The 23,712-nt window shown below is 62.1% G+C and carries 22 protein-coding genes and 1 tRNA gene; all 23 read left to right on the top strand.

Features of this window, described 5'->3' with window-relative positions:
• Nucleotides 1–7 precede the first annotated feature (7 nt).
• The 23 genes from LNV23_RS13700 (at nucleotide 8) to LNV23_RS13590 (ending at nucleotide 23,657) form a co-directional block, all read left to right on the top strand.
• Nucleotides 8–994, top strand: coding sequence for an NAD(P)H-quinone oxidoreductase (locus LNV23_RS13700; protein ID WP_263563477.1), 987 nt, complete (start codon nucleotides 8–10; stop codon nucleotides 992–994).
• 41 nt (nucleotides 995–1,035) lie between these two features.
• Nucleotides 1,036–1,776 carry a triose-phosphate isomerase gene (gene tpiA / locus LNV23_RS13695; protein ID WP_263563476.1) on the top strand — a complete coding sequence of 247 codons (741 nt, stop codon included), beginning with the start codon at nucleotides 1,036–1,038 and terminating at the stop codon, nucleotides 1,774–1,776.
• Between the two features lie 71 nt (nucleotides 1,777–1,847).
• Nucleotides 1,848–2,216: a preprotein translocase subunit SecG gene (gene secG, locus LNV23_RS13690; RefSeq protein WP_263517317.1), complete on the top strand. Its 369-nt coding sequence runs from the start codon at nucleotides 1,848–1,850 to the stop codon at nucleotides 2,214–2,216.
• Nucleotides 2,217–2,400: 184 nt separating this feature from the next.
• A tRNA-Leu gene (locus LNV23_RS13685) sits at nucleotides 2,401–2,485 on the top strand.
• A 228-nt stretch (nucleotides 2,486–2,713) separates the two neighbouring features.
• Entirely contained in the window at nucleotides 2,714–3,073 is a 360-nt protein-coding gene (locus LNV23_RS13680) for an NADH-quinone oxidoreductase subunit A (RefSeq protein ID WP_102770319.1), read from the top strand.
• A 148-nt stretch (nucleotides 3,074–3,221) separates the two neighbouring features.
• A complete protein-coding gene (locus LNV23_RS13675; protein WP_047484384.1) occupies nucleotides 3,222–3,698 on the top strand; it encodes a NuoB/complex I 20 kDa subunit family protein in 477 nt (158 codons plus the stop codon).
• Between the two features lie 14 nt (nucleotides 3,699–3,712).
• A complete protein-coding gene (locus tag LNV23_RS13670) occupies nucleotides 3,713–4,306 on the top strand; it encodes an NADH-quinone oxidoreductase subunit C (protein WP_263563475.1) in 594 nt (197 codons plus the stop codon).
• 3 nt (nucleotides 4,307–4,309) lie between these two features.
• A complete protein-coding gene (locus LNV23_RS13665; protein ID WP_263563474.1) occupies nucleotides 4,310–5,563 on the top strand; it encodes an NADH-quinone oxidoreductase subunit D in 1,254 nt (417 codons plus the stop codon).
• Between the two features lie 15 nt (nucleotides 5,564–5,578).
• On the top strand, nucleotides 5,579–6,112 hold the full coding sequence (locus tag LNV23_RS13660) for an NADH-quinone oxidoreductase subunit NuoE family protein (protein WP_263563473.1): 534 nt from the start codon (nucleotides 5,579–5,581) through the stop codon (nucleotides 6,110–6,112).
• Nucleotides 6,113–6,127: 15 nt separating this feature from the next.
• Nucleotides 6,128–7,480 carry an NADH-quinone oxidoreductase subunit NuoF gene (gene nuoF / locus LNV23_RS13655; protein WP_263563472.1) on the top strand — a complete coding sequence of 451 codons (1,353 nt, stop codon included), beginning with the start codon at nucleotides 6,128–6,130 and terminating at the stop codon, nucleotides 7,478–7,480.
• A gap of 18 nt (nucleotides 7,481–7,498) precedes the next feature.
• On the top strand, nucleotides 7,499–9,838 hold the full coding sequence (nuoG, locus tag LNV23_RS13650) for an NADH-quinone oxidoreductase subunit NuoG (protein WP_263563471.1): 2,340 nt from the start codon (nucleotides 7,499–7,501) through the stop codon (nucleotides 9,836–9,838).
• 13 nt (nucleotides 9,839–9,851) lie between these two features.
• Nucleotides 9,852–10,910, top strand: coding sequence for an NADH-quinone oxidoreductase subunit NuoH (gene nuoH / locus LNV23_RS13645; protein WP_263517310.1), 1,059 nt, complete (start codon nucleotides 9,852–9,854; stop codon nucleotides 10,908–10,910).
• Nucleotides 10,911–10,924: 14 nt separating this feature from the next.
• Nucleotides 10,925–11,410 carry an NADH-quinone oxidoreductase subunit NuoI gene (gene nuoI / locus LNV23_RS13640; protein WP_263517309.1) on the top strand — a complete coding sequence of 162 codons (486 nt, stop codon included), beginning with the start codon at nucleotides 10,925–10,927 and terminating at the stop codon, nucleotides 11,408–11,410.
• A 153-nt stretch (nucleotides 11,411–11,563) separates the two neighbouring features.
• Complete coding sequence (locus tag LNV23_RS13635) at nucleotides 11,564–12,217, top strand: NADH-quinone oxidoreductase subunit J (protein WP_263517308.1); 654 nt, start codon at nucleotides 11,564–11,566, stop codon at nucleotides 12,215–12,217.
• Entirely contained in the window at nucleotides 12,217–12,525 is a 309-nt protein-coding gene (gene nuoK, locus LNV23_RS13630; protein WP_102770459.1) for an NADH-quinone oxidoreductase subunit NuoK, read from the top strand. Before LNV23_RS13635 ends, nuoK begins: the two co-directional genes overlap by 1 nt.
• A gap of 6 nt (nucleotides 12,526–12,531) precedes the next feature.
• Nucleotides 12,532–14,583 (top strand): NADH-quinone oxidoreductase subunit L, encoded by a 2,052-nt coding sequence (nuoL, locus tag LNV23_RS13625; RefSeq protein ID WP_263563470.1) that lies wholly within the window; start codon nucleotides 12,532–12,534, stop codon nucleotides 14,581–14,583.
• A gap of 19 nt (nucleotides 14,584–14,602) precedes the next feature.
• On the top strand, nucleotides 14,603–16,081 hold the full coding sequence (locus tag LNV23_RS13620; protein WP_263563469.1) for an NADH-quinone oxidoreductase subunit M: 1,479 nt from the start codon (nucleotides 14,603–14,605) through the stop codon (nucleotides 16,079–16,081).
• Between the two features lie 19 nt (nucleotides 16,082–16,100).
• Entirely contained in the window at nucleotides 16,101–17,582 is a 1,482-nt protein-coding gene (nuoN, locus tag LNV23_RS13615) for an NADH-quinone oxidoreductase subunit NuoN (protein WP_263563468.1), read from the top strand.
• A 21-nt stretch (nucleotides 17,583–17,603) separates the two neighbouring features.
• Nucleotides 17,604–17,912: a DUF2818 family protein gene (locus LNV23_RS13610; protein WP_263563467.1), complete on the top strand. Its 309-nt coding sequence runs from the start codon at nucleotides 17,604–17,606 to the stop codon at nucleotides 17,910–17,912.
• Nucleotides 17,872–18,504, top strand: coding sequence for an NUDIX domain-containing protein (locus LNV23_RS13605; RefSeq protein ID WP_411910579.1), 633 nt, complete (start codon nucleotides 17,872–17,874; stop codon nucleotides 18,502–18,504). The genes LNV23_RS13610 and LNV23_RS13605 overlap by 41 nt, the downstream gene beginning before the upstream one ends.
• 45 nt (nucleotides 18,505–18,549) lie before the next feature.
• Nucleotides 18,550–19,089 (top strand): DUF1178 family protein, encoded by a 540-nt coding sequence (locus LNV23_RS13600; protein WP_263563465.1) that lies wholly within the window; start codon nucleotides 18,550–18,552, stop codon nucleotides 19,087–19,089.
• 170 nt (nucleotides 19,090–19,259) lie between these two features.
• Nucleotides 19,260–20,438, top strand: a complete 1,179-nt coding sequence (locus LNV23_RS13595) for an efflux RND transporter periplasmic adaptor subunit (protein ID WP_263563464.1) — start codon at nucleotides 19,260–19,262, stop codon at nucleotides 20,436–20,438.
• A 3-nt stretch (nucleotides 20,439–20,441) separates the two neighbouring features.
• Nucleotides 20,442–23,657: an efflux RND transporter permease subunit gene (locus LNV23_RS13590; protein ID WP_263563463.1), complete on the top strand. Its 3,216-nt coding sequence runs from the start codon at nucleotides 20,442–20,444 to the stop codon at nucleotides 23,655–23,657.
• Nucleotides 23,658–23,712: the final 55 nt, after the last annotated feature.

The following is a 23,712-nucleotide window of genomic DNA, read 5'->3' as shown; positions in this document are numbered from 1 at the left end:
CCAGCCCATGAAGGCGATCGCCATCACCCGCCCCGGCGGACCTGAGGTGTTGCAGATGGTCGAGCGACCCGATCCCGTTTCCGGGATTGGGGAGTGCTTGATTGCGGTGGAGGCCTATGGCATCAACCGCCCCGATGTTTTGCAGCGCAAGGGCGCTTATCCGGCTCCGGCGGGTGCCAGCGATTTGCCCGGGTTGGAAGTGGCGGGGCGCATCGTCGCCGGTGATGCTGACGCTTTGGCGGCGGCGGGGCTGGGCGTGGGCGATGCAGTTTGCGCCCTGGTGGCCGGTGGTGGCTATGCCGAGCTTTGTGTGGCGCCGATTGGTCAATGCCTGCCGGTGCCGACTGGCTGGACCATGGCCGAGGCGGCCAGCTTGCCGGAGACTTGCTTCACGGTCTGGTCGAATGTGTTCGGCCGTGCGGCGCTTCAGCCCGGTGAAAGCCTGCTGATCCATGGCGGCAGCAGTGGCATCGGCGTGACGGCGATCCAGATGGCCAACGCCCTGGGTTCGCGCGTGCTGGTGACGGTGGGTTCGGCCGCCAAGGCGGAAGCTTGCTTGAAGTTGGGGGCTGAGGTGGCCATCAACTACCGTGAGCAGGACTTCGTCGCGGAAGTGAAGCGAAGCACTGACGGGCGTGGCGTCAATGTGATCTTGGACATGGTCGCTGGCTCCTATGTGGAGCGCGGTGTTCAGTGTTTGGCTGACGATGGGCGCATGGTCATCATCGCGGTGCAGGGTGGTGTCGACGCGCGTTTTGATGCGGGTGCGGTCTTGCGGCGGCGGCTGACGGTCAGTGGCTCGACCTTGCGGCCGCGGTCCTTGACCTTCAAGGCTGGCGTGGCACAGGCGCTGCGCGAGCGGGTCTGGCCTTTGCTGGCCTCTCGCGCGATCGTGCCGGTGATTTATCGTGAGCTGCCGGCCAGTGAGGCTGCGCAGGCTCATGCGCTGATGGAGTCGGGCGAGCACATTGGCAAGATTGTCTTGAGCTGGTGATTGGCCCCGCAGCCCTTCGGGTGGTGAGTTTGGAGAACAAGATGCGCAAGAAACTGGTCGTTGGCAATTGGAAGATGCATGGCAGCCGAGCTGCAAATGCGGCCCTTTTGTCGGGCCTGAAAGAGCAGGGGCCTTGGTCCGCCGAGGTGGCTGTCTGTGTGCCGTTCCCCTATCTGGCGGAAACGGCGCTGGCCTTGACTGGCCAAGCTGTGGTTCTGGGTGCGCAGGATTGCTCGGCTTTTGAGCAGGGTGCGTACACCGGAGAGGTTTCATCGGCCATGTTGGCCGATCTGGGTTGCCGTTATGTCATCGTCGGTCACTCGGAGCGGCGCGCCTATCACCACGAGAGCGATCAGCTGGTGGCGGACAAAGCCAAGGCAGCACTTGCGCACGGTGTGACACCGATTGTCTGTGTCGGCGAGACTTTGGCGGAGCGTGAGGCGGGGCAAACCGAGGCCGTGGTCAAGCGTCAGTTGGCCGCGGTGATCCACACCTTGACGCATTGCATTGGCGAGATCGTGCTGGCTTATGAGCCGGTCTGGGCCATCGGTACCGGCCTCACGGCCAGCCCCGAGCAGGCGCAGTCTGTCCACGCGGTGCTGCGCACGCAGCTTCATGCGGCCACGCAGAAGTCTGATGCCATGCGCATTCTCTATGGCGGCAGTGTCAAGCCGGACAATGCGGCCCAGCTGTTTGCGCAGGCGGACATTGACGGCGGCTTGATCGGTGGGGCTGCCTTGAAGGCGGCGGACTTCGCGGTCATCTGCCGCGCTGCGAACTGAACCGAATGTGAGTGGTCTCCGCTATGGGTAGCGGAAGCCTTGAAAAAGAACGATTGATTGGAGAGTTAGAAATGCAGGTCATGATGAATTTGGTTTTGGTGGTCCAGCTGCTGAGCGCGCTGGCCATGATTGGTTTGGTCTTGGTGCAGCAGGGCAAGGGCGCCGATATGGGTGCTTCCTTTGGCAGCGGCGCCTCGGGCAGTCTGTTTGGCGCCACAGGTAGCGCCAATTTCCTGTCGCGTAGCACGGCCGTTTGCGCCACCTTGTTCTTTGCCTGCACCTTGGCCCTGGCCTATTTGTCCAACCACCGCGCGGGCGCGGCTGGTGCGGAAACCGTTCTGGATCGCGCCGCTCCCGCTGCTGTTGCGGCTTCGGGTGCTGCGGCCATTCCCGGTGCTGCACCTGTGATCGCGCCGGCGACACCTGCGGCCTCGAACTGAAGCCCTTGGCCCGTCCTGGGTCGACTCAGCGTTGACCTTGGGCGGGCAAGTGTCAGAAATTCCGAAAATCCTTGCGAGCTTGTCAAAAAGCTCAAAATTTTCGGTATAGAATTCAAGGCTGTCTGGGAAGCAATCCCTCTCACTGACAAGTTCAGTGCCAGGCAGAATGAGTAAGTGAGTATCAGCCGTCGTGGTGAAATTGGTAGACACGCTATCTTGAGGGGGTAGTGGCGAAAGCTGTGCGAGTTCGAGTCTCGCCGACGGCACCAAATGTTCGGTTAATATCCAAAGGTTGGAGCCTGCGGAATATTGGTCGTAGCGCCTCTGTTGCAAGGGTGTGTGCAAACAAAGTTTGTCGCATTTTTGCGGGGGACATGGCGGGCGCAGTCCGTGAGCGATACATTCGCTGGCGGCGCGCCCGTTGCTTTTGTCAAATCACTGCATAAAACTCGGCCGGGGCCTGGAGGCGTACGGCGGTTTTTCAAAGAGCGTCACCTATGAACTTGGATCAGTACCTCCCCGTCATCCTCTTCATCCTGGTCGGCGCAGGCGTCGGTGTGGCGCCCCAAGTGCTCGGCTTTCTGCTCGGGCCGAATCGGCCGGATCAGGCCAAAAACTCCCCCTATGAATGTGGCTTCGAGGCCTTTGAAGACGCGCGCATGAAATTCGATGTGCGCTATTACCTCGTGGCCATTCTGTTTATCTTGTTCGACCTGGAAATTGCCTTCCTGTTTCCCTGGGCGGTATCGCTCCGCGAGATTGGTGCGGCGGGTTTCTGGTCGATGATGATTTTCCTGGGCATTCTGGTCGTGGGTTTTGCCTACGAATGGAAAAAGGGCGCCCTGGACTGGGAGTGATTGTTTGCCCCTCGTTCAGCGCTGTGCGCTGGTCGGTTCCCCGAGGGGGACGCCAATCCCTGATTGGCATGACGGGCCTGCTTGGCAGAAATGCTGGGTCAGGGCCCGGCGCTCGGCCCGCAAGGGCCTGAACGAATGAAAGCTTGCAATGGGTATTGAAGGCGTTTTGAAAGAAGGCTTTGTCACCACTTCGGTCGACACGCTGATCAACTGGTCCAAGACCGGTTCCCTCTGGCCCATGACCTTCGGTCTGGCCTGCTGTGCGGTGGAAATGATGCACGCGGGCGCGGCCCGTTATGACATCGACCGCTTCGGCATGTTGTTCCGCCCCAGCCCGCGCCAGAGCGATCTGATGATCGTGGCCGGCACGTTGTGCAACAAGATGGCGCCGGCTCTGCGCAAGGTGTACGACCAGATGGCCGAGCCGCGCTGGGTGCTCTCCATGGGTTCCTGTGCCAATGGCGGCGGTTACTACCACTACAGTTATTCCGTCGTGCGCGGTTGCGATCGCATTGTGCCGGTCGATGTCTATGTGCCCGGTTGTCCGCCGACGGCCGAGGCCTTGCTGTACGGCATCCTGCAATTGCAGGCCAAGATTCGCCGTGAAAACACGATCGCGCGCTGAAGGATCAAGCACCGATGAGCAAACTTGACACCCTCAAGACCGCGCTGGAGGCCGCGCTCGGCGAGCGTATCCAGAGTCTGAAGACCGAATTTGGTGAAGTCACCCTGCAAGTGCGGGTGGCCGACTACCTCAGCGTCGCCAAGACCCTCCGTGATCACTCCGAACTGCGCTTCGAGCAGCTGATTGACCTCTGCGGTCTCGACTACAGCAGCTACAAGGACGGTGCCTACGACGGCCCGCGTTATGCCGTGGCTTCGCACCTGCTGTCGGTCAATAAGAACTGGCGTCTGCGTCTCAAGGTGTTCTGCCCTGATGACGATTTGCCTTGTGTTGCCGCCGTCACGCCGATCTGGAATTCGGCCAACTGGTTTGAGCGTGAGGCCTTCGATCTTTACGGCATCATTTTTGATGGCCATGAAGACCTGCGCCGCATCCTGACTGACTACGGTTTTATCGGTCATCCGATGCGCAAGGACTTCCCGATCTCGGGCCATGTGGAAATGCGTTACGACGCCGAGCAAAAGCGCGTGGTCTACCAGCCGGTGACCATCGAGCCGCGTGAAATCACGCCGCGCATCATTCGCGAAGACAATTACGGTGGACTTTGATTCATGGCTGAAATCAAGAACTACACCCTGAATTTCGGTCCTCAGCATCCCGCCGCCCACGGCGTGTTGCGCCTGGTGCTAGAGTTGGATGGCGAAGTCATCCAGCGCGCCGATCCGCACATCGGTCTGCTGCACCGCGCGACCGAAAAGCTGGCCGAGAGCAAGACCTACATCCAGTCGCTGCCGTACATGGATCGTCTGGACTATGTTTCCATGATGGCCAATGAGCAGGCCTACTGCTTGGCGATCGAGAAGATGCTCGGCATTGAAGTGCCGGAGCGCGCGCAGTACATCCGCGTCATGTTTGCCGAAATCACCCGCCTGCTGAACCACCTGATGTGGCTGGGTGCGCACGGGCTGGACTGCGGCGCGATGAACGTGCTGATCTACGCCTTCCGCGAGCGTGAAGACCTGTTTGACATGTACGAAGCGGTGTCGGGCGCGCGCATGCATGCGGCCTACTTCCGCCCGGGCGGTGTCTACCGTGATCTGCCGGACACCATGCCGCAGTACCGCGTGTCCAAGATCAAGAACGCCAAGACCCTGGCCAAGATGAATGAGAATCGCAGCGGCTCGCTGTTGGACTTTATCGAGGACTTCTGCAATCGCTTCCCCAAGAACGTCGACGACTACGAAACTCTGTTGACCGACAACCGGATCTGGAAGCAACGGACGGTTGGCATCGGTGTGGTGACGCCCGAGCGCGCGCTGAACATGGGCTTCACGGGCCCGATGCTGCGTGGTTGCGGCATCCCCTGGGATCTGCGCAAGACCCAGCCCTACGATGCCTACGCCAAGCTGGACTTCGACATCCCGGTCGGCACCAACGGCGACACCTACGACCGTTACGTCGTTCGCGTCGAGGAAATGCGCCAGTCCAACCGCATCATTCAGCAATGCGTGAAATGGTTGCGTGCCAACCCGGGCCCGGTCATCACTGACAACCACAAGGTGGCGCCGCCTTCGCGCGTGGACATGAAGTCGAATATGGAGGAGTTGATCCACCATTTCAAACTGTTCACCGAAGGCTTCCATGTGCCCGAAGGCGAGGCCTACGCGGCCGTCGAGCACCCCAAGGGCGAGTTCGGCATCTACATCGTCAGCGATGGTGCCAACAAGCCTTACCGTTTGAAGATCCGCGCCCCGGGCTTCGCCCACTTGGCTGCGCTGGACGAGATGGCCCGCGGCCACATGCTGGCCGATGCGGTGGCCATCATCGGCACGATGGACATCGTGTTCGGTGAAATCGATCGTTGAGTGATGAGCAGAACGATGACAACGAACAACGAATCCTATGTGCTGAGCGAGGCCACTGCGGCCCGCTTTGCACGTGAAGTGGCCAAGTACCCGGCGGACCAGAAGCAGTCGGCTGTGATGGCCTGTCTGTCCATCGTGCAAGACGAGATCGGTTACGTCTCACGCGCCAGCGAAGACGCGATCGCCGCCTACCTGGGCATGCCGGCGATCGCCGTCTACGAAGTGACGACCTTCTACAACATGTACAACCAGCGCAAGCTGGGTCAGTTCAAGTTGAACGTCTGCACCAATCTGCCTTGCCAGCTGCGCGACGGCCAGAAGGCGCTCAAGCACCTGTGCGAGAAGCTTGGCGTGGAAGAGGGTGGCACCACGGCCGATGGCCTGTTCACCGTTCAGAAGAGCGAGTGCCTGGGCGCCTGTGCCGATTCGCCGGTCATGCTGGTCAACGACCGTCAGATGTGCAGCTTCATGAGCCACCAGCGCCTTGATGAGCTGGTCGACGTGCTCAAGGCCCACGCCGCGGCCGAAGCCGCTGCGGCCAAGAACTGAGGAACGGGAAGAAGCATGCTGGATCTATCCAAGTTTCAGAGTCAGGGCGTCGAGACCTGTTTCCACGACCGCCACATCGGCGCTCAGATCTATGACGGTCTGGACGGCAAGAACTGGAGCCTGAAGGACTACGTCGCACGTGGTGGTTATGCCGCGCTGCGCAAGATCCTGAAAGGCGAGGGCGCTCCTGAAGGCACGCCGCTGACCCAAGATCAAGTCATTGCCGAGGTCAAGGCTTCTGGCCTGCGCGGTCGTGGCGGCGCTGGTTTTCCTACTGGCCTGAAGTGGAGCTTCATGCCGCGCCAGTTCCCGGGCGCCAAGTACCTGGTCTGCAATTCGGACGAGGGTGAGCCGGGTACATGCAAGGATCGTGACATCCTGATGTTCAACCCGCACATCGTGATCGAAGGCATGGCCATCGCCGCCTTCGCCATGGGCATCAAGACCGGCTACAACTACATCCACGGCGAGATCTTCGAGGTCTACGAGCGCTTCGAAGCGGCCCTGGAAGAAGCCCGCGCGGCCGGTTTCCTGGGTGACAACATCCTGGGCTCCGACTTCAGCTTCCAGCTGCATGCATTCCACGGTTTCGGCGCCTACATCTGCGGCGAAGAAACTGCGCTGCTCGAATCGCTGGAAGGCAAGAAGGGCCAGCCGCGTTTCAAGCCGCCGTTCCCGGCCAGCTTCGGCCTTTACGGCCGCCCGACCACCATCAACAACACCGAGACCTTTGCGGCCGTCCCCTGGATCATCCGCAACGGCGGCCAGCCCTATCTGGAAATCGGCAAGCCCAATAACGGCGGCACCAAGATCTTCTCGGTTTCGGGTGATGTGGAGCGCCCGGGCAATTACGAGATCCCGTTGGGCACGCCGTTCTCCAAGCTGCTGGAACTGGCCGGTGGCGTTCGCCAAGGTCGCACGCTCAAGGCCGTGATTCCTGGTGGCTCGTCCTCGCCGGTGCTGACCGCCGAGGTCATGATGAACTGCACCATGGACTATGACTCCATCGCCAAGGCCGGCTCCATGCTGGGCTCGGGCGCCGTCATCGTCATGGACGACAGCCGTTGCATGGTCAAGAGTCTGCTGCGTTTGTCTTACTTCTATGCCCACGAGTCTTGCGGCCAGTGCACGCCTTGCCGCGAAGGCACGGGCTGGATGCACCGCGTGGTCGAGCGCATCGCCAACGGCCAGGGCAAGCCCGAAGACATCGACCTGCTGAACTCGGTGGCCGACAACATCCAGGGCCGCACCATCTGCGCGCTCGGCGATGCAGCGGCCATGCCAGTGCGCGCCATGATCAAGAATTTCAAAAACGAGTTCGTTCATCTGATCGAACACAAAACGGCTCTGGTGCCGGCCTCGGTCTGAGGCAGGACAGGACACGACATGATTGAAATCGAACTCGACGGCCAGAAGGTAGAGGTCTTGGAAGGCAGCATGGTCATGCATGCTGCCGAAAAGGCCGGCACCTACATCCCGCATTTCTGCTATCACAAGAAGCTCTCCATCGCCGCCAACTGCCGCATGTGCTTGGTGGATGTGGAGAAGGCGCCCAAGCCCATGCCCGCCTGCGCCACGCCGGTGACCCAGGGCATGATCGTCCGCACCAAGAGCGACAAGGCCCTGAAGGCCCAACAGGGCGTGATGGAGTTCCTGCTGATCAACCACCCGCTCGATTGCCCGATCTGCGATCAGGGCGGCGAGTGCCAGTTGCAAGATCTGGCTGTCGGCTACGGTTCCGGCAAATCGCGCTACACGGAAGAAAAGCGCGTCGTCTTCCAGAAGAACGTCGGCCCGCTGATTTCCATGCAGGAAATGAGCCGCTGCATCCATTGCACCCGCTGCGTGCGCTTCGGCCAGGAAATCGCTGGCGTGATGGAACTGGGCATGGCGCACCGCGGCGAGCATGCCGAGATCCAGACCTTTGTCGGCCGCTCGGTGGACTCGGAACTGTCGGGCAATATGATCGACATCTGCCCGGTCGGCGCCCTGACCAGCAAGCCCTTCCGCTACAGCGCCCGCACCTGGGAGCTGTCGCGCCGCAAGAGTGTCAGCCCGCATGATTCGACCGGTGCCAACCTGATCATCCAGGTCAAGAACAACCAGGTGATGCGCGTTGTTCCCTTGGAGAACGAAGCCGTCAACGAATGCTGGATTGCCGACCGTGACCGCTTCTCCTACGAGGCTCTGAATAGCGATCAGCGCATCAGCCAGCCCATGATCAAGCAAGGCGGTGCCTGGAAGACCGTCGACTGGACCACGGCACTCGAGTACGTGGCCAACGGCCTCAAGCTGGTCAAGGCCGAACATGGCCCGGCGGCCATCGGTGCCCTGGGTTCGGCTCACAGTACGGTGGAAGAGCTGCACTTGCTGGCCAAGCTGATCCGCGGTCTGGGCAGCGAGAACATCGACCACCGTCTCCGCCACGCTGATTTCAGCAACACGGCCGAGGCCGGCAAGGCGCATTGGCTTGGTGGCTCGATTGCCGCCATGAGCGAGCTGGACCGTGCCCTGGTTGTGGGCAGCTTCCTGCGCAAGGACCACCCTTTGTTCGCGCAGCGTCTGCGTCAGGCCGCCCGTCATGGCGCCCAAATCCATGTGATCCACGGCAGCGAAGATGACTGGCTGCTGCCGGTCGCTGGCCGAATCACGGTGGCGCCGAGCGCTTGGTTGCAGTCGCTGGCCGCGGTTGCTCAAGCCGTCGCGCAAGCCAAGGGCGTCAGCGCCCCGGTCAACGCAGAAGCCGACGCCGCAGCGACAGCCATCGCCGAGTCCTTGCTGAGCGGCGAGCGCAAGGCCATCCTGTTGGGCAATGCCGCTGCGCAGCATCCGCAAGCCGCGGCTCTGCTGAGCCTGGCCAACTGGATCGGTGCTCAAGTGGGTGCTCAAGTCGGCTACCTGACCGAAGCTGCGAACACCGTGGGTGCGCAGTTGGTTGGCGCTGTGCCGCAAGGCAACGGTCTGAATGCCGCCCAGATGCTGGGTGCACAGGCCGCTGCTGCTCCTTTGAAGGCGGTCCTGCTGCTGAACAACGATCCGGTGCTCGACAGCGCCAATGCCGCTGCCGCGGCGAAGAGCCTGGCAGCCGCCGACATGGTGGTGGTGCTGAGCCCCTTCAAGACCGGCATCGAATACGCGGACGTGATCTTGCCGACCTCGCCCTTCACCGAGACCTCGGGCTCTTTCGTCAATGCAGAAGGCCGCCTGCAGAGCTTCGTCGGTGTGGCCAAGGCTTTGGGCGAAACCCGCCCGGGCTGGAAGATCCTGCGCGTCTTGGGCAATCTGCTGGCTCTGGATGGCTTCGGTCAGGAGAGTTCCGAGCAGGTGCGCAACGAAGCCCTGGGTGTGGACGCTGACCTGAGCAGCCGCCTGAGCAATGCCGGCAATGCGGCGGTGCAGCTGCAAGCCAGCGCCGGTGGCCTGGAGCGCTTGGCCGAAGTGCCGATCTATGCCACCGACGCCCTGGTTCGCAATTCGACTTCGCTGCAGCTGACCACCGACGCACGTCAGGCCGCGGTGGCTCGCTTGCCGCAGGCCCTGTGGGATCAGCTTGGTCTGGGCGAGGGCGCTTCGGTGCGCATCAGCCAGGACGGATCCGGGACCGTGCAACTGCCGGCCCAGCTCGACGCCAAGCTTCCTGCGAATCTGGTGCGTGTGCCCGTCGGGCTCCCGGAAACTGCGGCCCTGGGCGCGGCCTTCGGTTCGCTGAACGTGTCCAAGGTGTGAGGCGAGAACAGCAATGATTGACACCCTCTACCAAACTGGCGCCAGCCTGCTGGGCGGTGCCTGGCCCGTGGTCTGGAATCTGATCAAGATCATCGTGCTGGTCGCTCCGCTGATGATTTGCGTGGCTTACCTGACCTTGTGGGAACGCAAGGCCATCGGCTGGACTCAGATCCGTCCGGGTCCGAACCGTGTCGGCCCTTACGGTCTGCTGACCCCCATCGCCGATGCGGTCAAGCTGATCTTCAAGGAAATCATCGTCCCGACGGCGGCCAACAAGGGTCTGTTCTTCCTGGGCCCGATCATGACCATCATGCCGGCCTTGGCGGCCTGGGTGGTGATCCCCTTCGGCCCCGATGTGGCGCTTGCCAATATCAATGCCGGCCTGCTGTTCCTGATGGCCATCACCTCGCTCGAGGTTTACGGCGTGATCATTGCCGGCTGGGCTTCGAACTCCAAGTACGCCTTCCTGGGTGCACTGCGTGCTTCGGCTCAGATGGTCAGTTATGAGATCCCCATGGGCTTTGCCCTGGTGATCGTGCTGATGGTGACCGGCAGCCTGAATATGAGCGAGATCGTGCTCAGCCAGGGCCGTGGTCAGTTCGCCGATATGGGTCTGAGCTTGCTGTCCTGGAACTGGCTGCCTCTGCTGCCCATCTTCGGCGTTTACTTCATCTCCGGCCTGGCCGAAACCAACCGCCACCCCTTTGACGTGGTGGAAGGCGAGTCGGAGATCGTGGCCGGCCATATGGTCGAGTACTCGGGCATGTCCTTCGCCATGTTCTTCCTGGCCGAGTACGCCAATATGTGGCTGGTCTCGATCCTGACGGTGATCTTGTTCCTCGGTGGCTGGCTTGCGCCAGTGGCTGCGCTGGACTTCATCCCGGGTTGGATCTGGCTGGGTCTGAAGACCTTCTGCGTCGTCACCATGTTCCTCTGGGTTCGTGCCAGCTTCCCGCGCTTCCGTTATGACCAGATCATGCGTCTGGGCTGGAAGATCTTCATTCCTGTGACCCTGGTCTGGTTGGTCGTCGTCGGCCTCTGGATCCAGTCGCCGTACAACATCTGGAAGTGAGCTGAGGTCCTCCCATGTCTGCAGTGAACTTCGTCAAGAGCTTCATGCTCATCGAGCTGTTCAAGGGCTTGGCCCTGACCGGCCGCCATTTCCTCTCACGCACGATCACCGTGCAGTTTCCGGAAGAGAAAACTCCGCTGTCGCCGCGCTTCCGCGGCTTGCATGCCCTGCGCCGATATGAAAACGGCGAAGAGCGCTGCATTGCTTGCAAGCTGTGCGAAGCCGTTTGCCCGGCGATGGCCATCACCATCGAGTCTGATGTGCGCGATGACGGCTCCCGCCGAACCACGCGTTATGACATCGACCTGACCAAGTGCATCTTCTGCGGCTTCTGCGAAGAGAGCTGCCCGGTCGACTCGATCGTGGAGACCAGCATTTTCGAGTACCACGGCGAAAAGCGCGGCGACCTCTACTTCACCAAGGACATGCTCCTGGCTGTGGGTGATCGCTATGAACCCGAGATCGCAGCCCAGAAGGAGGCCGACGCAAAGTACCGTTGACCCCTCGTCCGAGAGTACTCGGCCGGTCCCCCTGGGGGACGCAGATGAACGGCGGTCGTAACCGCCGCATCATCTGCCCGATTCGTCCTGAACTTGCTTCAAGGCGGCCCGGCGGACGACTCAGGTTAGAGAGTTACGTATTGCTGGAACGCTATGGAAATCACCACTGCTCTGTTCTACATCTTTTCGGCCGTGCTGCTGGGAGCCTCGTTCCGTGTGATCACGGCGCGCAGCACCGTGCACTCGGCCCTGTTCCTGATCCTGGCTTTCTTCAATGCTTCGTGCATCTGGATGCTGCTGAAGGCGGAATTCCTGGCCATCACCTTGGTGCTGGTCTACATCGGCGCTGTGATGGTGCTGTTCCTGTTCGTGGTGATGATGCTGGACATCAACTCAGACCACGTGCGCGAGGGTTTCTGGAAGCACATGCCCATGGCCGGCCTGGTCGGCGCGCTGATCGCGCTGGAGATGGCGGCCATCTTGATGGGTGGCTTCCGCTTGACCGATGCGCCTGAGTTGTCGCCGGCCGCCATGCAGCTGGGCAATACCAAGCTGCTGGGCATTGCGATCTACACACAGTACCTCTATCCCTTGCAGATTGCGGCTGTCTTGCTGCTGGTGGCCATCATTGCCGCCATCGCGCTGACCCTGCGCCGCCGCAAGGATTCCCGCAGCCAGGATGCTTCCGAGCAGGTCAAGGTCAAGAAGGCCGACCGTCTGCGCATCGTCAAGATGGCGCCCACGGTGGAACTGCCCGCCGCTGCGCCTGCAGACGCCGCCGCTGCCGACACAGGAGCCAAAGCATGATGAGCTTGACCTTGGGCCATTTCCTGACCTTGGGGGCGATCTTGTTCGCCATCTCGGTGGTGGGCATCTTCCTGAATCGCAAAAACCTGATCGTGCTGCTGATGGCGATCGAGCTGATGCTGCTGGCGGTGAATCTGAACTTCGTGGCCTTTTCGCACTATCTGGGCGATATGGCTGGCCAGGTGTTCGTGTTCTTCATCCTGACCGTGGCGGCCGCCGAGTCGGCCATTGGCTTGGCCATTCTGGTCGTGCTGTTCCGCAACCGGGCGTCCATCAATGTCGAAGAGCTCGACGCGCTGAAGGGCTGAAGAACAATGTCTGCACAACTCTCTCAGAACCTCTTGCTGGCGGTGCCGCTGGCACCGCTGGTCGGCGCTGTCGTGGCCGGCCTGTTCGGCAAGCAAGTGGGCCGCAAGGGCGCCCACACGGTCACCATCCTCGGGGTGCTGATCGCTTTCATCCTGTCGGCGATGACGCTGGAGTCCGTCATCAATGACGGTGCGCGTTTCAACCAGACCATTTATGAATGGATGGTGGTCGGCGGCCTGAAGATGGAAGTCGGCTTCCTGGTCGATGGCCTGACCGCCATGATGATGTGCGTGGTGACCTTTGTGTCGCTGATGGTGCACATCTACACCATTGGCTATATGGAAGAAGACCCGGGCTACCAGCGCTTCTTCAGCTACATCTCGCTGTTCACCTTCTCGATGTTGATGCTCGTCATGAGCAACAACATGCTGCAGCTGTTCTTCGGTTGGGAAGCGGTGGGGCTCGTGTCTTACCTGCTAATCGGTTTCTGGTACACCAAGCCGACTGCGATCTTCGCAAACATGAAGGCCTTCCTGGTCAACCGCGTCGGTGACTTCGGTTTCATCCTGGGCATCGGCCTGCTGGTGGCTTACGGTGGTTCCCTGAACTACGCCGAGACCTTCGCCAAGGCCGATCAGTTGGCTCAGATCAAGTTCAATGCGCCGCTCTGGGGCTCTGACTGGATGATGCTCAGCGTGGCTTGCATCTGCTTGTTCATCGGTGCCATGGGCAAGTCGGCCCAGTTCCCGCTGCACGTGTGGCTGCCGGACTCGATGGAAGGCCCGACCCCAATCTCCGCGCTGATCCACGCCGCCACCATGGTGACGGCCGGCATCTTCATGGTCGCCCGCATGAGCCCGCTGTTCGAGCTCTCGGACACCGCGCTGAACTTCATCCTGGTGATCGGTGCCATCACGGCGCTGTTCATGGGCTTCCTGGGCATCATTCAGAACGACATCAAGCGCGTGGTCGCCTACTCGACCCTGTCGCAACTCGGTTACATGACCGTGGCCCTCGGCGCCTCGGCCTACTCGGTGGCGGTGTTCCACCTGATGACCCACGCCTTCTTCAAGGCCTTACTGTTCCTCGGCGCCGGCTCGGTCATCATCGGCATGCACCACGACCAGGACATCCGCAATATGGGCGGCCTGCGCAAGTACATGAAGGTCACCTGGATTACTTCCTTGCTGGGTTCGCTGGCCCTGATCGGTACACCGTTCTTCTCGGGCTTCTACTCCAAGGATTCCATCATCGAAGCGGTGCACGCCAGCCATCTGCCGGCGGCGCAGTGGGCCTACTACGCCGTGATCATCGGTGTGTTTGTCACGGCCTTCTATTCCTTCCGCATGTATTTCCTGGTCTTCCATGGCAAGGAGAACTTCCGTCACAAGCCCTTCCCGGGCGAGCATGATCACCATGACGACCACGGTCACCATGAGCCTCATGTGCCGCATGAGTCGCCCTGGGTCGTGACCCTGCCATTGGCTCTGTTGGCGGTGCCCTCGGTGCTGATCGGTTACTTCACCATCAAGCCGATGTTGCATGGCGATTTCTTCAAAGACGCCATCTTCATCAACCACCAAGCTCACCATGCGATGACGGAACTGGGTCATGAGTTCCACGACGCCGCCGCCATGGCTGTGCATGGCCTGCAGACGCTGCCTTTCTGGCTGGCTCTTGGCGGTGTGGTGACTGCCTATCTGTTCTATATGGTCTGGCCGGCCGTGCCGGCGACCTTGGGCCGCGTGCTGCGCCCGCTGATCGTGGTCATGGAGAACAAGTACTTCATGGACTGGATCAACGAGAACATCCTGGCCAAGGCTGCGCGCGGCCTGGGTCTGGTGTTCTGGAAGGCCGGTGACGGCGCCTTGATTGACGGTGTGCTGATCAACGGTTCGGCGCATGCGGTCGGCGGTATCGCTGGTCTGGTGCGTCGCGTCCAAACCGGTCACTTGTACTGGTATGCGCTGGTGATGATCCTGGGCGTGATCGGTCTGATGACCTGGCAGCTGTGGCCCTATATGTGGCCCCAACTCAAGACCTTGACCGGTCTGTGATTGAGGGCGGAGAACAACAATGTTGCTAAGTCTTGCCATTTTTCTGCCCATCGCCTGCGGCGCCGTGCTGCTTGCCCTGGGCCGTGACGACCAGGCGAAAACCGTGCGCTGGCTGGCCTTGCTGGCCGCGCTGGCCTGCTTTGCCGTGACGCTGCCGCTGATCAGCGGTTTCGACAACAGCACGGCTGCCATGCAGTTCGTCGAGAACCAGCCCTGGATCGAGCGTTTCAACATCCGCTATCACCTGGGACTGGACGGCATCTCCATGTGGTTCGTGCCGCTGACGGCCTTCATCACCGTCATCGTGGTGCTGGCGGCGTGGGAAGTGATCGAAACGCGCGTCAACCAGTACATGGGCGCCTTCCTGATCCTGTCGGGCCTGATGATTGGCGTGTTTTCGTCCCTCGACGGCATGCTGTTCTACGTGTTCTTCGAGGCCACGCTGATCCCGATGTACATCATCATAGGCGTCTGGGGCGGCCCGCGTCGCGTGTACGCGGCCTTCAAGTTCTTCCTCTACACCCTGGCCGGTTCGCTCTTGATGCTGATCGCGCTGCTCTATCTGTACTTCCAGTCCGGTGGCAGCTTCGACATCCTGACCTGGCACAAACTGCCCCTGGCCGGTGGCACGCAAACCTTGCTGTTCTTTGCCTTCCTGGCGGCCTTCTCGGTCAAGGTGCCGATGTGGCCGGTGCACACCTGGCTGCCCGATGCCCACGTGGAAGCGCCTACCGGCGGTTCGGTGGTGCTGGCTGCCATCATGCTGAAGCTGGGTTGCTACGGCTTCCTGCGCTTCTCCTTGCCCATCGTGCCGGATGCCGCCCATCAGTGGTCCTGGTTGATCATCGCCATGTCTCTGATTGGCGTGGTTTACATCGGCTTGGTGGCCCTGGTTCAGCAGGACATGAAGAAGCTGGTGGCCTACTCGTCCATCGCCCACATGGGTTTCGTGACCCTTGGTTTCTTCATCTTCAACGACCTGGGCGTGCAGGGCGGTCTGGTGCAGATGATCTCGCACGGTTTTGTGTCGGGTGCGATGTTCCTGTCCATCGGCGTGCTTTACGACCGTGTCCATTCGCGTGAGATCGCCAGCTACGGCGGCGTGGTCAACACCATGCCCAAGTTCGCGGCTTTCGCCCTGTTCTTCGCCATGGCCAATTGCGGTCTGCCTGCCACTGCAGGTTTCGTGGGTGAGTGGATGGTGATCCTGGGCACCGTGCGCTACGACTTCTGGCTCGGCGCCATTGCCGCCACGGCCCTGATCTTTGGCGCGGCTTACACCTTGTGGATGTACAAGCGCGTCTACTTCGGTGCCGTCACCAACGACGATGTGCGCAATCTCAAGGACATCAACGCCCGTGAGTTCCTGATGCTGGCGGTGCTGGCCATCGCCGTGCTGTGGATGGGCGTGTACCCCAAGCCCTTCACCGATGTGATGCAGGTGTCGGTGGCTGAGTTGCTCAAGCATGTGGCAACGTCCAAGCTGATCCCCGGTTGATTCTTAGGGCCAACAAGACATGAACAATATGAACTGGCTCGCGGTTTATCCCGAAATCATTTTGCTGGCCATGGCCTGCGTGGTGGCTCTGGCGGACCTGTACGTCAAGGACCCGGCGCGTCGCCCGACCTACTGGCTGACACAACTGACCCTGGTCGCTGTGGCCTGCGCGCACTTCAGCGCCTTCAGCGAAGGCCAGACCCTGTACGCCATGCAGGGCATGGTGGTCTCCGACCCCATGGGTCACTTGCTGGGCTTCTTTGCCAGCATCGCCACCATCGTCGTGCTGGTCTATGCACGCCCCTACGCGGCTTCGCGCGAAATGCTCAAGGGTGAGCTCTTCACCCTGAGCCTGTTCTCGCTGCTGGGCGTGTTCGTCATGCTCTCGGCCAACAACTTCCTGGTCATCTACCTGGGCCTCGAGCTGATGAGCTTGTCGCTCTACGCCCTGGTAGCCCTGCGCCGTGATCATGCAGTGTCGACCGAAGCGGCGATGAAGTACTTTGTGCTCGGCGCCTTGGCCAGCGGCTTCCTGCTCTATGGCCTGTCCATGATGTATGGCGCCACCGGCTCGCTGAGCATTCCCCGTGTCTTCGAAGTCATCTCGACCGGCGTGCCCAACAAATCGGTGCTGGTGTTCGGCGTGGTGTTTGTGGTGGCCGGCTTGGCGTTCAAGCTCGGTGCCGCACCCTTCCATATGTGGGTTCCCGATGTTTACCAAGGTTCGCCGACCGCCGTCACCTTGCTGATCGGTGCTGCGCCCAAGCTGGCCGCTTTTGCCATCACCGTGCGTTTGCTGGTGGAAGGCATGATTGGCCTGGCGGTTGACTGGCAGCAGATGCTGATCGTTCTGTCCGTGATGTCCCTGCTGGTGGGCAATCTGGCGGCTATCGCACAGAGCAATCTGAAGCGCATGCTGGCCTACTCGACCATCGCGCAGATGGGCTTCATGCTGCTGGGCCTGGCTTCGGGTGTGGTCAACAACAACACCTTGTCCGCCGCCAATGCCTACAGCTCGGCCATGTTCTATGCCGTGACTTACGTGCTGACCACCTTGGGCAGCTTCGGCATGATCTTGCTGCTGTCGCGTGCCGGGCATGAAGCCGAAGAGATCAAGGATTTGGCTGGCTTGGCCAAGCGCAGCCCCTGGTTCGCGGCCGTGATGGCGATCTTCATGTTCTCGCTGGCAGGCGTGCCGCCCACGGCGGGCTTCTATGCCAAGCTGTCGGTGCTGCAGGCCCTGGTGTCGACCAATGTTCCGTTCTATCTCGGCTTGGCCATTGCTGCGGTCGTGGTGTCCCTGATCGGTGCGTTCTACTACCTGCGTGTGGTCAAGGTCATGTTCTTCGACGAGCCCAGCGACCGCGCCCCCTTGGCTGCACCGGCAGATGTGCGCCTGGTGTTGTCCTTGAACGGCGCCGCTGTGCTGATCTTCGGTCTGCTGCCGGGCGGCTTGATGGCCTGGTGCGCGACGGCCATCGTCAAGACCTTGGCGACCTGATCCGGCGAGCGGTTCGATTCCATGGATCAGAGTGCAGCCGTCTGGCTGGTCTTGCTGGCGGCTGTGCTGGCCGCCAATCTGCCTTACATCAGCAAGCGTATCTTGCTGGTCGGTCCGCGTCGCAACCCCAAGCCGGTGGCCTGGCGCCTGCTGGAATTGGTGCTGATGGCGCTGCTGACTCTCGGGCTCGGCTTTCTGCTCGAATCCCGGCTGGGGCAGCGCCAGCCCCAGGGCTGGGAGTTCTATGCGGCCGGCTTCTGTCTGTTTGTCACCCTAGGCTTCCCCGGCTTTGTCTGGTGCTATCTGCGCCGCCATCGCCATGAGTCCTGAGGCCGGCATCGCGGGCGGCGACGCCCATTTGCGCGAAGACAGCCTGTCTTCCGAGCTCGTCTTCGCCGGCATTTTCCTGCAGATCCAGCGCGACATCGTGCGCCTGCCCGATGGTGGGCAGGCCAGCCGCGAGTACATCCGCCATCCCGGTGCGGTGATGATCGTGCCCCTGCTGGACGATGGGCGCTTGCTGCTCGAGCGCCAATTCCGTTTCCCGATGGGTCGGGTCATGCTCGAGTTCCCGGCCGGCAAGCTCGACGCTGGCGAGGCGCCTTTGCGCTGCGCGCAGCGTGAGTTGCTCGAAGAAACGGGCTATCACGCCAGCGAATGGGCCCATGCCGGGGTCCTGCACAATGCCATCGCCTACTCGGACGAAGGCATCGAGATCTTCTTTGCCCGTGGCCTGCGTGCTGGCACACGCCAGCTCGACGAAGGCGAGTTCATCGAGCTGCTGTCCTTGCCTCTGGACGAGCTCGATGCCATGTGCGGCGACGGTCGAATCACCGATGCCAAGACCTTGATCGGCCTGCTCTGGTTGCAGCGCTGGCGTGCCGGCGATTGGGCCTTGCCATGGCAGGCTGCGGCCGCTTGAAACCGGACCCCGGCGATGGGCGTTGCCCAGCGCGTACCATCGGCCATGCTTGTTCTGAATCTCTCTTGTGCTTGTGACCATGGCTTCGAAGCCTGGTTCGGTTCCGCGTCCGACTTCGAAAGCCAGCAGGCGGGGGGATTGATCGCCTGCCCGGTGTGCGGGAATGCTCAGATTCGGCGTCTGCCCAGTGCACCCCGTCTCAATCTCTCCCATCTGCGCCGCGACAGTGCCACCGGTGCAAGCGCTGCCTCTGCGCCGAACGAGCAAGCGCTGCGCGAGCAGCCCCTGGCCGATCAAGCAGGCCGGGATGTGAGGCACAGCGATGTGGTGGCAAGACCTGACCCCAGCTCCGCTCATCAGGCACTGCAGGCCCAGATGTTCCAAGCGCTGCGCCAGATGGCATCCAAGAGCGAGAACGTCGGCGACCGCTTTGCCGAAGAAGCGCGCCGCATCCACTACGGCGAGACCGAGGCGCGCAGCATTCGCGGCCAGGCCAGCCGCGCGGAGAGCGAGGCTTTGCTGGAGGAGGGCATCTCCGTGCTGCCACTGCCCGACATCCCTGGCTTGAACGACCCGCTCCACTGAGGGCTGGCGACCATTTGTGGCGCACCTTAAGGGTAAGTCCGAAGCATCAAATGGCTCCATGACCTCTGGCCCCAGAGACGCCCCTCACTTAAGCTGCGTGGCCTTTGCCCGCCCGCTTGTCATGCTGTGCCTGGCCCATTTTTCCGCCCCTCCCAACCGGAGCTGATCCGATGACGCGTTCGTCCCGCCTTGCCCCTTCCGTTTCTCTGAGTTTGCTGCTGAGTGCCGCCATGGTCCTCACCGCCTGCGGCAAGCGCGAGGGCGCCGCAGGTGCCGCTGCGCCGGACAAGGCCGCCAGCGCGGCGGTCGCCGCCTTGCTGGTCGCGCCGGAAGACTTGCGCACCATGAGCCTGGCCTCCTATGCTTTCGGCCCCGTCATCACCGGCTCCATCCAACCTGAGAAGCGTGCCGATTTGCGTGCCGAGGTCTCGGCCGTGGTCTTGCAAGTGCTCAAGGAGAACGGCGAGAGCGTGCGCCGTGGTGACCTGTTGGTGCGTCTGGATGACACCTCGATCCGCGACTCCCTGGCCTCGGCGGAAGAGGCGGCGCGCGTGTCGGCGCAGTCCTTTGAACAGGCCGAACGCCAGATGCAACGGCTCAAGACCTTGCAGGCCCAGGGCATGAGCTCGCTGCAGGCGCTGGAGGACTCGGAACTGCGCCGCAACAATGCCCAGAACGACCTGGTCGCGGCCAAGGCCCGCCTGGTTCAGGCCCGCCAGCAGTTGCATCGCACCGAGGTGCGGGCGCCCTTCGACGGCGTCGTCAGCGAGCGCAAGGTCTCGGCCGGTGACACCGCGCAAGTCGGCAAGGAGCTGGTCAAGGTGATGGACCCGCGCAGCATGCGTTTTGAGGGCCTGGTGTCGGCCGACCGTATGCAAGAGCTCAAGCCCGGCCAGACGGTCAACTTCCGTGTCAATGGATTTGCCAACGGCGAGTTCAGCGGCAAGGTGCGTCGCGTCGATGCGGCCGCCAATGCCACCACCCGCCAGCTTGAAGTGCTGGTCGACTTTGCGCCCGGCAAGGCGCCGCAGGTGGCTGGGCTCTATGCCGAGGGCCGGGTTGAGTCCGGCAGCGTCAGCACCCTGATGCTGCCCGAGGCCTCGCTGCAACGCTCGGGTGACGTGGTCCATGCCTGGCGGGTCAAGGGCGGCGTGCTCAAGAAGGTGGCCATCGAGTTGGGCGATCGCGACGCGCGACGCGGCGAGTTCGTGGTCCGCAGCGGCCTCGCCGTTGGCGAGCAGGTCTTGCGCAGCCCCGGCTCCAATCTGGTGGACGGACAGAAGGTGGAGATCGCCGTGGCCGCCGCGCCAGCGGCCTCGGGCATTGCCCAAGCCAGCGCAGGGAAGTAAGTCATGTTTCTTTCCGATTTCAGCATCAAGAAGCCGATCGCCACGATCGTCATCATCATTGCGCTGATGTGCATGGGCCTGCTGGCCCTGAAGAAGCTGCGCGTCAACCAGATCCCCGATGTGCAAGAGCCGGTGCTGGTGGTGTCCATCGCCTACCCGGGCGCCTCGCCGGAGACGGTGGAGCGCGAGGTGGTGAACCGCATCGAGAAGTCGCTGCAAAGCATCTCGGGCGTGCAGCGTGTGCGCGCCACGGCGGCCGAGGGCTTTGCCCAGATCGTGCTGATCTTCAACTTCAACAAAAACATGATCGAGGCCTCGGATGAGGTCCGCAACGCCATCGGCACGGTGCGCTACAAGCTGCCGACCGAGATCCGCGAGCCGGTGCTGGAGCGGGAAGACCCCGCCGCCGAGCCCATCATGCAGCTGGCCCTGTCCAGCAGCAAACACAGCCATGCCGAGATCTCGCGCATTGCCGAGGACCAGCTGGCCGACAAGTTCCGTGCCGTGCCCGGCGTGGCCGTGGTTTTCGTCAACGGCGCGCTCAAGCGCGAGCTCAGCGTGCTGCTCCATGCCGAGAAGCTGCGCGAGAACAATGTCTCCGTGACCGAGGTGGTGGCGGCGCTGCGCAACCAGAACGGCACGGCTCCCGTGGGCAAGGTGCGCGGCACTCTGGAAGACCAGAGCATCCGTCTGCTCGGCCGTCTGGAGTCTCCGGCCGAGTTCCAGCAGATCGTGGTCAAGCGCCGTGGCACTGAGCTCGTGCGTCTGTCCCAAGTCGCCAGCATCGAAGACGGTTATGGCGAACTGACCCGCCAGAGCCTGCGCAATGGCAACCCCAATGTGGGTCTGGCCGTCACGCGCTCGCGCGACGCCTCCACCGTCACCACGGCCAACAAGATCCGCAGCCTGGTCGATGAGATCAACAAAACCTTGCCCGAAGGCGCCAAGCTGGAAGTGACCCAGGACGGCGGCAAGGACGCGCAGAACAGCCTGAACAACGTCATCGAGTCCCTGGTGCTGGGTGCCGGCCTGACCATTTTCGTGGTCTATGTCTTCCTGAACTCCTGGCGCTCGACCCTGATCACGGCGCTGTCCTTGCCGACCTCGGTGATCGCGGCCTTCATCGCCGTCTGGCTGTGCGGCTTCACGCTCAACTTCATGAGCTTGCTGGGCCTGTCGCTGGCCATCGGCGTGCTGATTGACGACGCCATCGTGGTGCGCGAAAACATCGTGCGCCACCTCGAGCGCGGCTCCGACCGGCGCACCGCGGCTCTGCAGGGCACGGCCGAAATCGGTCTTGCCGTGGCCGCCACCACCTTCGCCATCGTCGCGGTCTTCGTGCCCGTGGCCTTCATGCCGGGCGTGTCGGGTGAGTGGTTCCGGCCCTTCGCGCTGACCGTGGTGGCCTCAGTGATGGTGAGCTTGTTCATCTCCTTCACCCTCGATCCGATGTTGTCGGCCTACTGGGGCGACCCACCGAACCATCACCAATTGCCCAAGAACGCGCTCGGCCGCGCCCTGGTGCGATTCAATGAATGGTTTGACCATCAGACCGAACGTTATGGCCATGTGATCGCCTGGGCCTTGCACCACCGCAAATGGATGGCGGCGTTCGCGCTGGCCAGCCTGATCGGTGCCCTGGTCTTGCAAAGCAAGTTCGGCGGTTCCAGCTTCTTGCCCGTCACCGACAACGGCATGGTGGCCGTGGAAGTGCGCACCCCCGCCAGCAGCAGCCTGGAGTATTCCAAGCTCAAGCTGGAAGCGGCGGCCAAGCTGGCGCGCGAGATGCCCGAGACGGTCGCCACCAACAGCAATGTCAACGTCAATGGTGGCCGCATCTATGTGGACATCGGCAAGGCCAAGAACCGCAAGCGCTCGGCCTACGAAGTGGCCAACGATCTGCGCGAGAAACTCAAGCGCTTGGTGGGCGCCGAATATGCGGTGTCGGACAACCTCAATGGTGGTGGCCGCAAGCCGGTGCAGATCCGCTTCACCGGCGTCGATTCCCGCAAGCTGCTGGACATCACCAACGAGTTCATGGCCAAGCTGCGCAATGTCAAGGGCGCGGTCGATGTGGGTCTGTCCGAGCAGGACCCGCAGGACGAGCTGCAGATCGAGCTGAACCGCGGCCTCGCCAACTCCCTGGGCATCTCGGTCAACGACGCGGCGCAGGCCTTGCGCGTGGCCTTTGCCGGTGTGGAAGTCGGCGACTGGGTCGACCCCTCGGGCGAGACGCGTGATGTGGCCGTGCGCCTGCATCCCGATGACCGTGTCGATGCCGGCAATATCGAGCGTCTGCCGATCGCCGTCAGCGGCAGCAACACCATGGTGCCGCTGGAGCAGATCGCCACCGTGACCATGGGCAAGGGCCCGTCCAAGATCAACCATGCCGACGGCAAGCGCACCATCGCCGTGGCCGCCAATGTGCAGGGGCGCTCGCCCGGCGAAGTCACAGCCGACGCACTCAAGCTGGCCAAGTCCATCAATTTCCCGCCCGGCTACAGCCTGGAGCTGGAAGGTGACTCGCGCGAGCAGAACGAGGTCTTCAGCGAGATGGGCATCGCGCTGCTCTCCGGCATCGGCCTGATGTACCTGGTGCTGGTCATGCAGTTCGGTTCCTTCACCGCGCCGCTGCCGGTGATGATGTCGCTGCCCCTGTCCCTGATCGGTGTGGTGCTGGCCCTCTTGATGAGCAAGAGCACGCTCAACCTGATGAGCTTCATCGGCGTCATCATGCTGATGGGCCTGGTGGCCAAGAACGCCATCCTCTTGCTTGATGCGGCGCGCCAGCTGGAGCGTGAAGGCATGGAGCGTGAAGAGGCCTTGATGATGGCCGGCCGCAAGCGACTGCGCCCGATCCTGATGACCACCTTGGCTCTGATCGCCGGCATGCTGCCGGTGGCCATCGGCCTGGGCGAGGGCAGCGAGTTCTACCGCCCCATGGCTGTGGCCATCATCGGCGGCACCATCACCTCGACTTTGCTGACGCTGCTGGTGATCCCGACCTTCTATGACAGCATCGAAATCGCCCGCGACCGCATGATTGCCAAGTTCCGTCGCCGCATGGAGCGCTGGAACGGCCTGTTTGCGTTCGTGATGACCTTTGTCGAGGCCTTGCTGACGCTGACCCTGCTGCGCTTTGTGTTCCGCATGGTGCTCAAGCTCGTCCAACTGGCGACGGGGCGTCGTGGCACGGCCCTACCGCAAGGTGCCGATTGAGTTTGTCCAGCTGACCCCGGTTCAAGCGATGAAAAAAGGCCTCCCTGGTGGAGGC

This window comes from Kinneretia sp. DJ1R-11 (genome assembly GCF_025717595.1).
Lineage (GTDB): Bacteria > Pseudomonadota > Gammaproteobacteria > Burkholderiales > Burkholderiaceae_C > Paucibacter_A.
The sequence above is the reverse complement of the archived record's forward strand: the minus strand, read 5'-3'. Positions and strand labels throughout refer to the sequence as shown.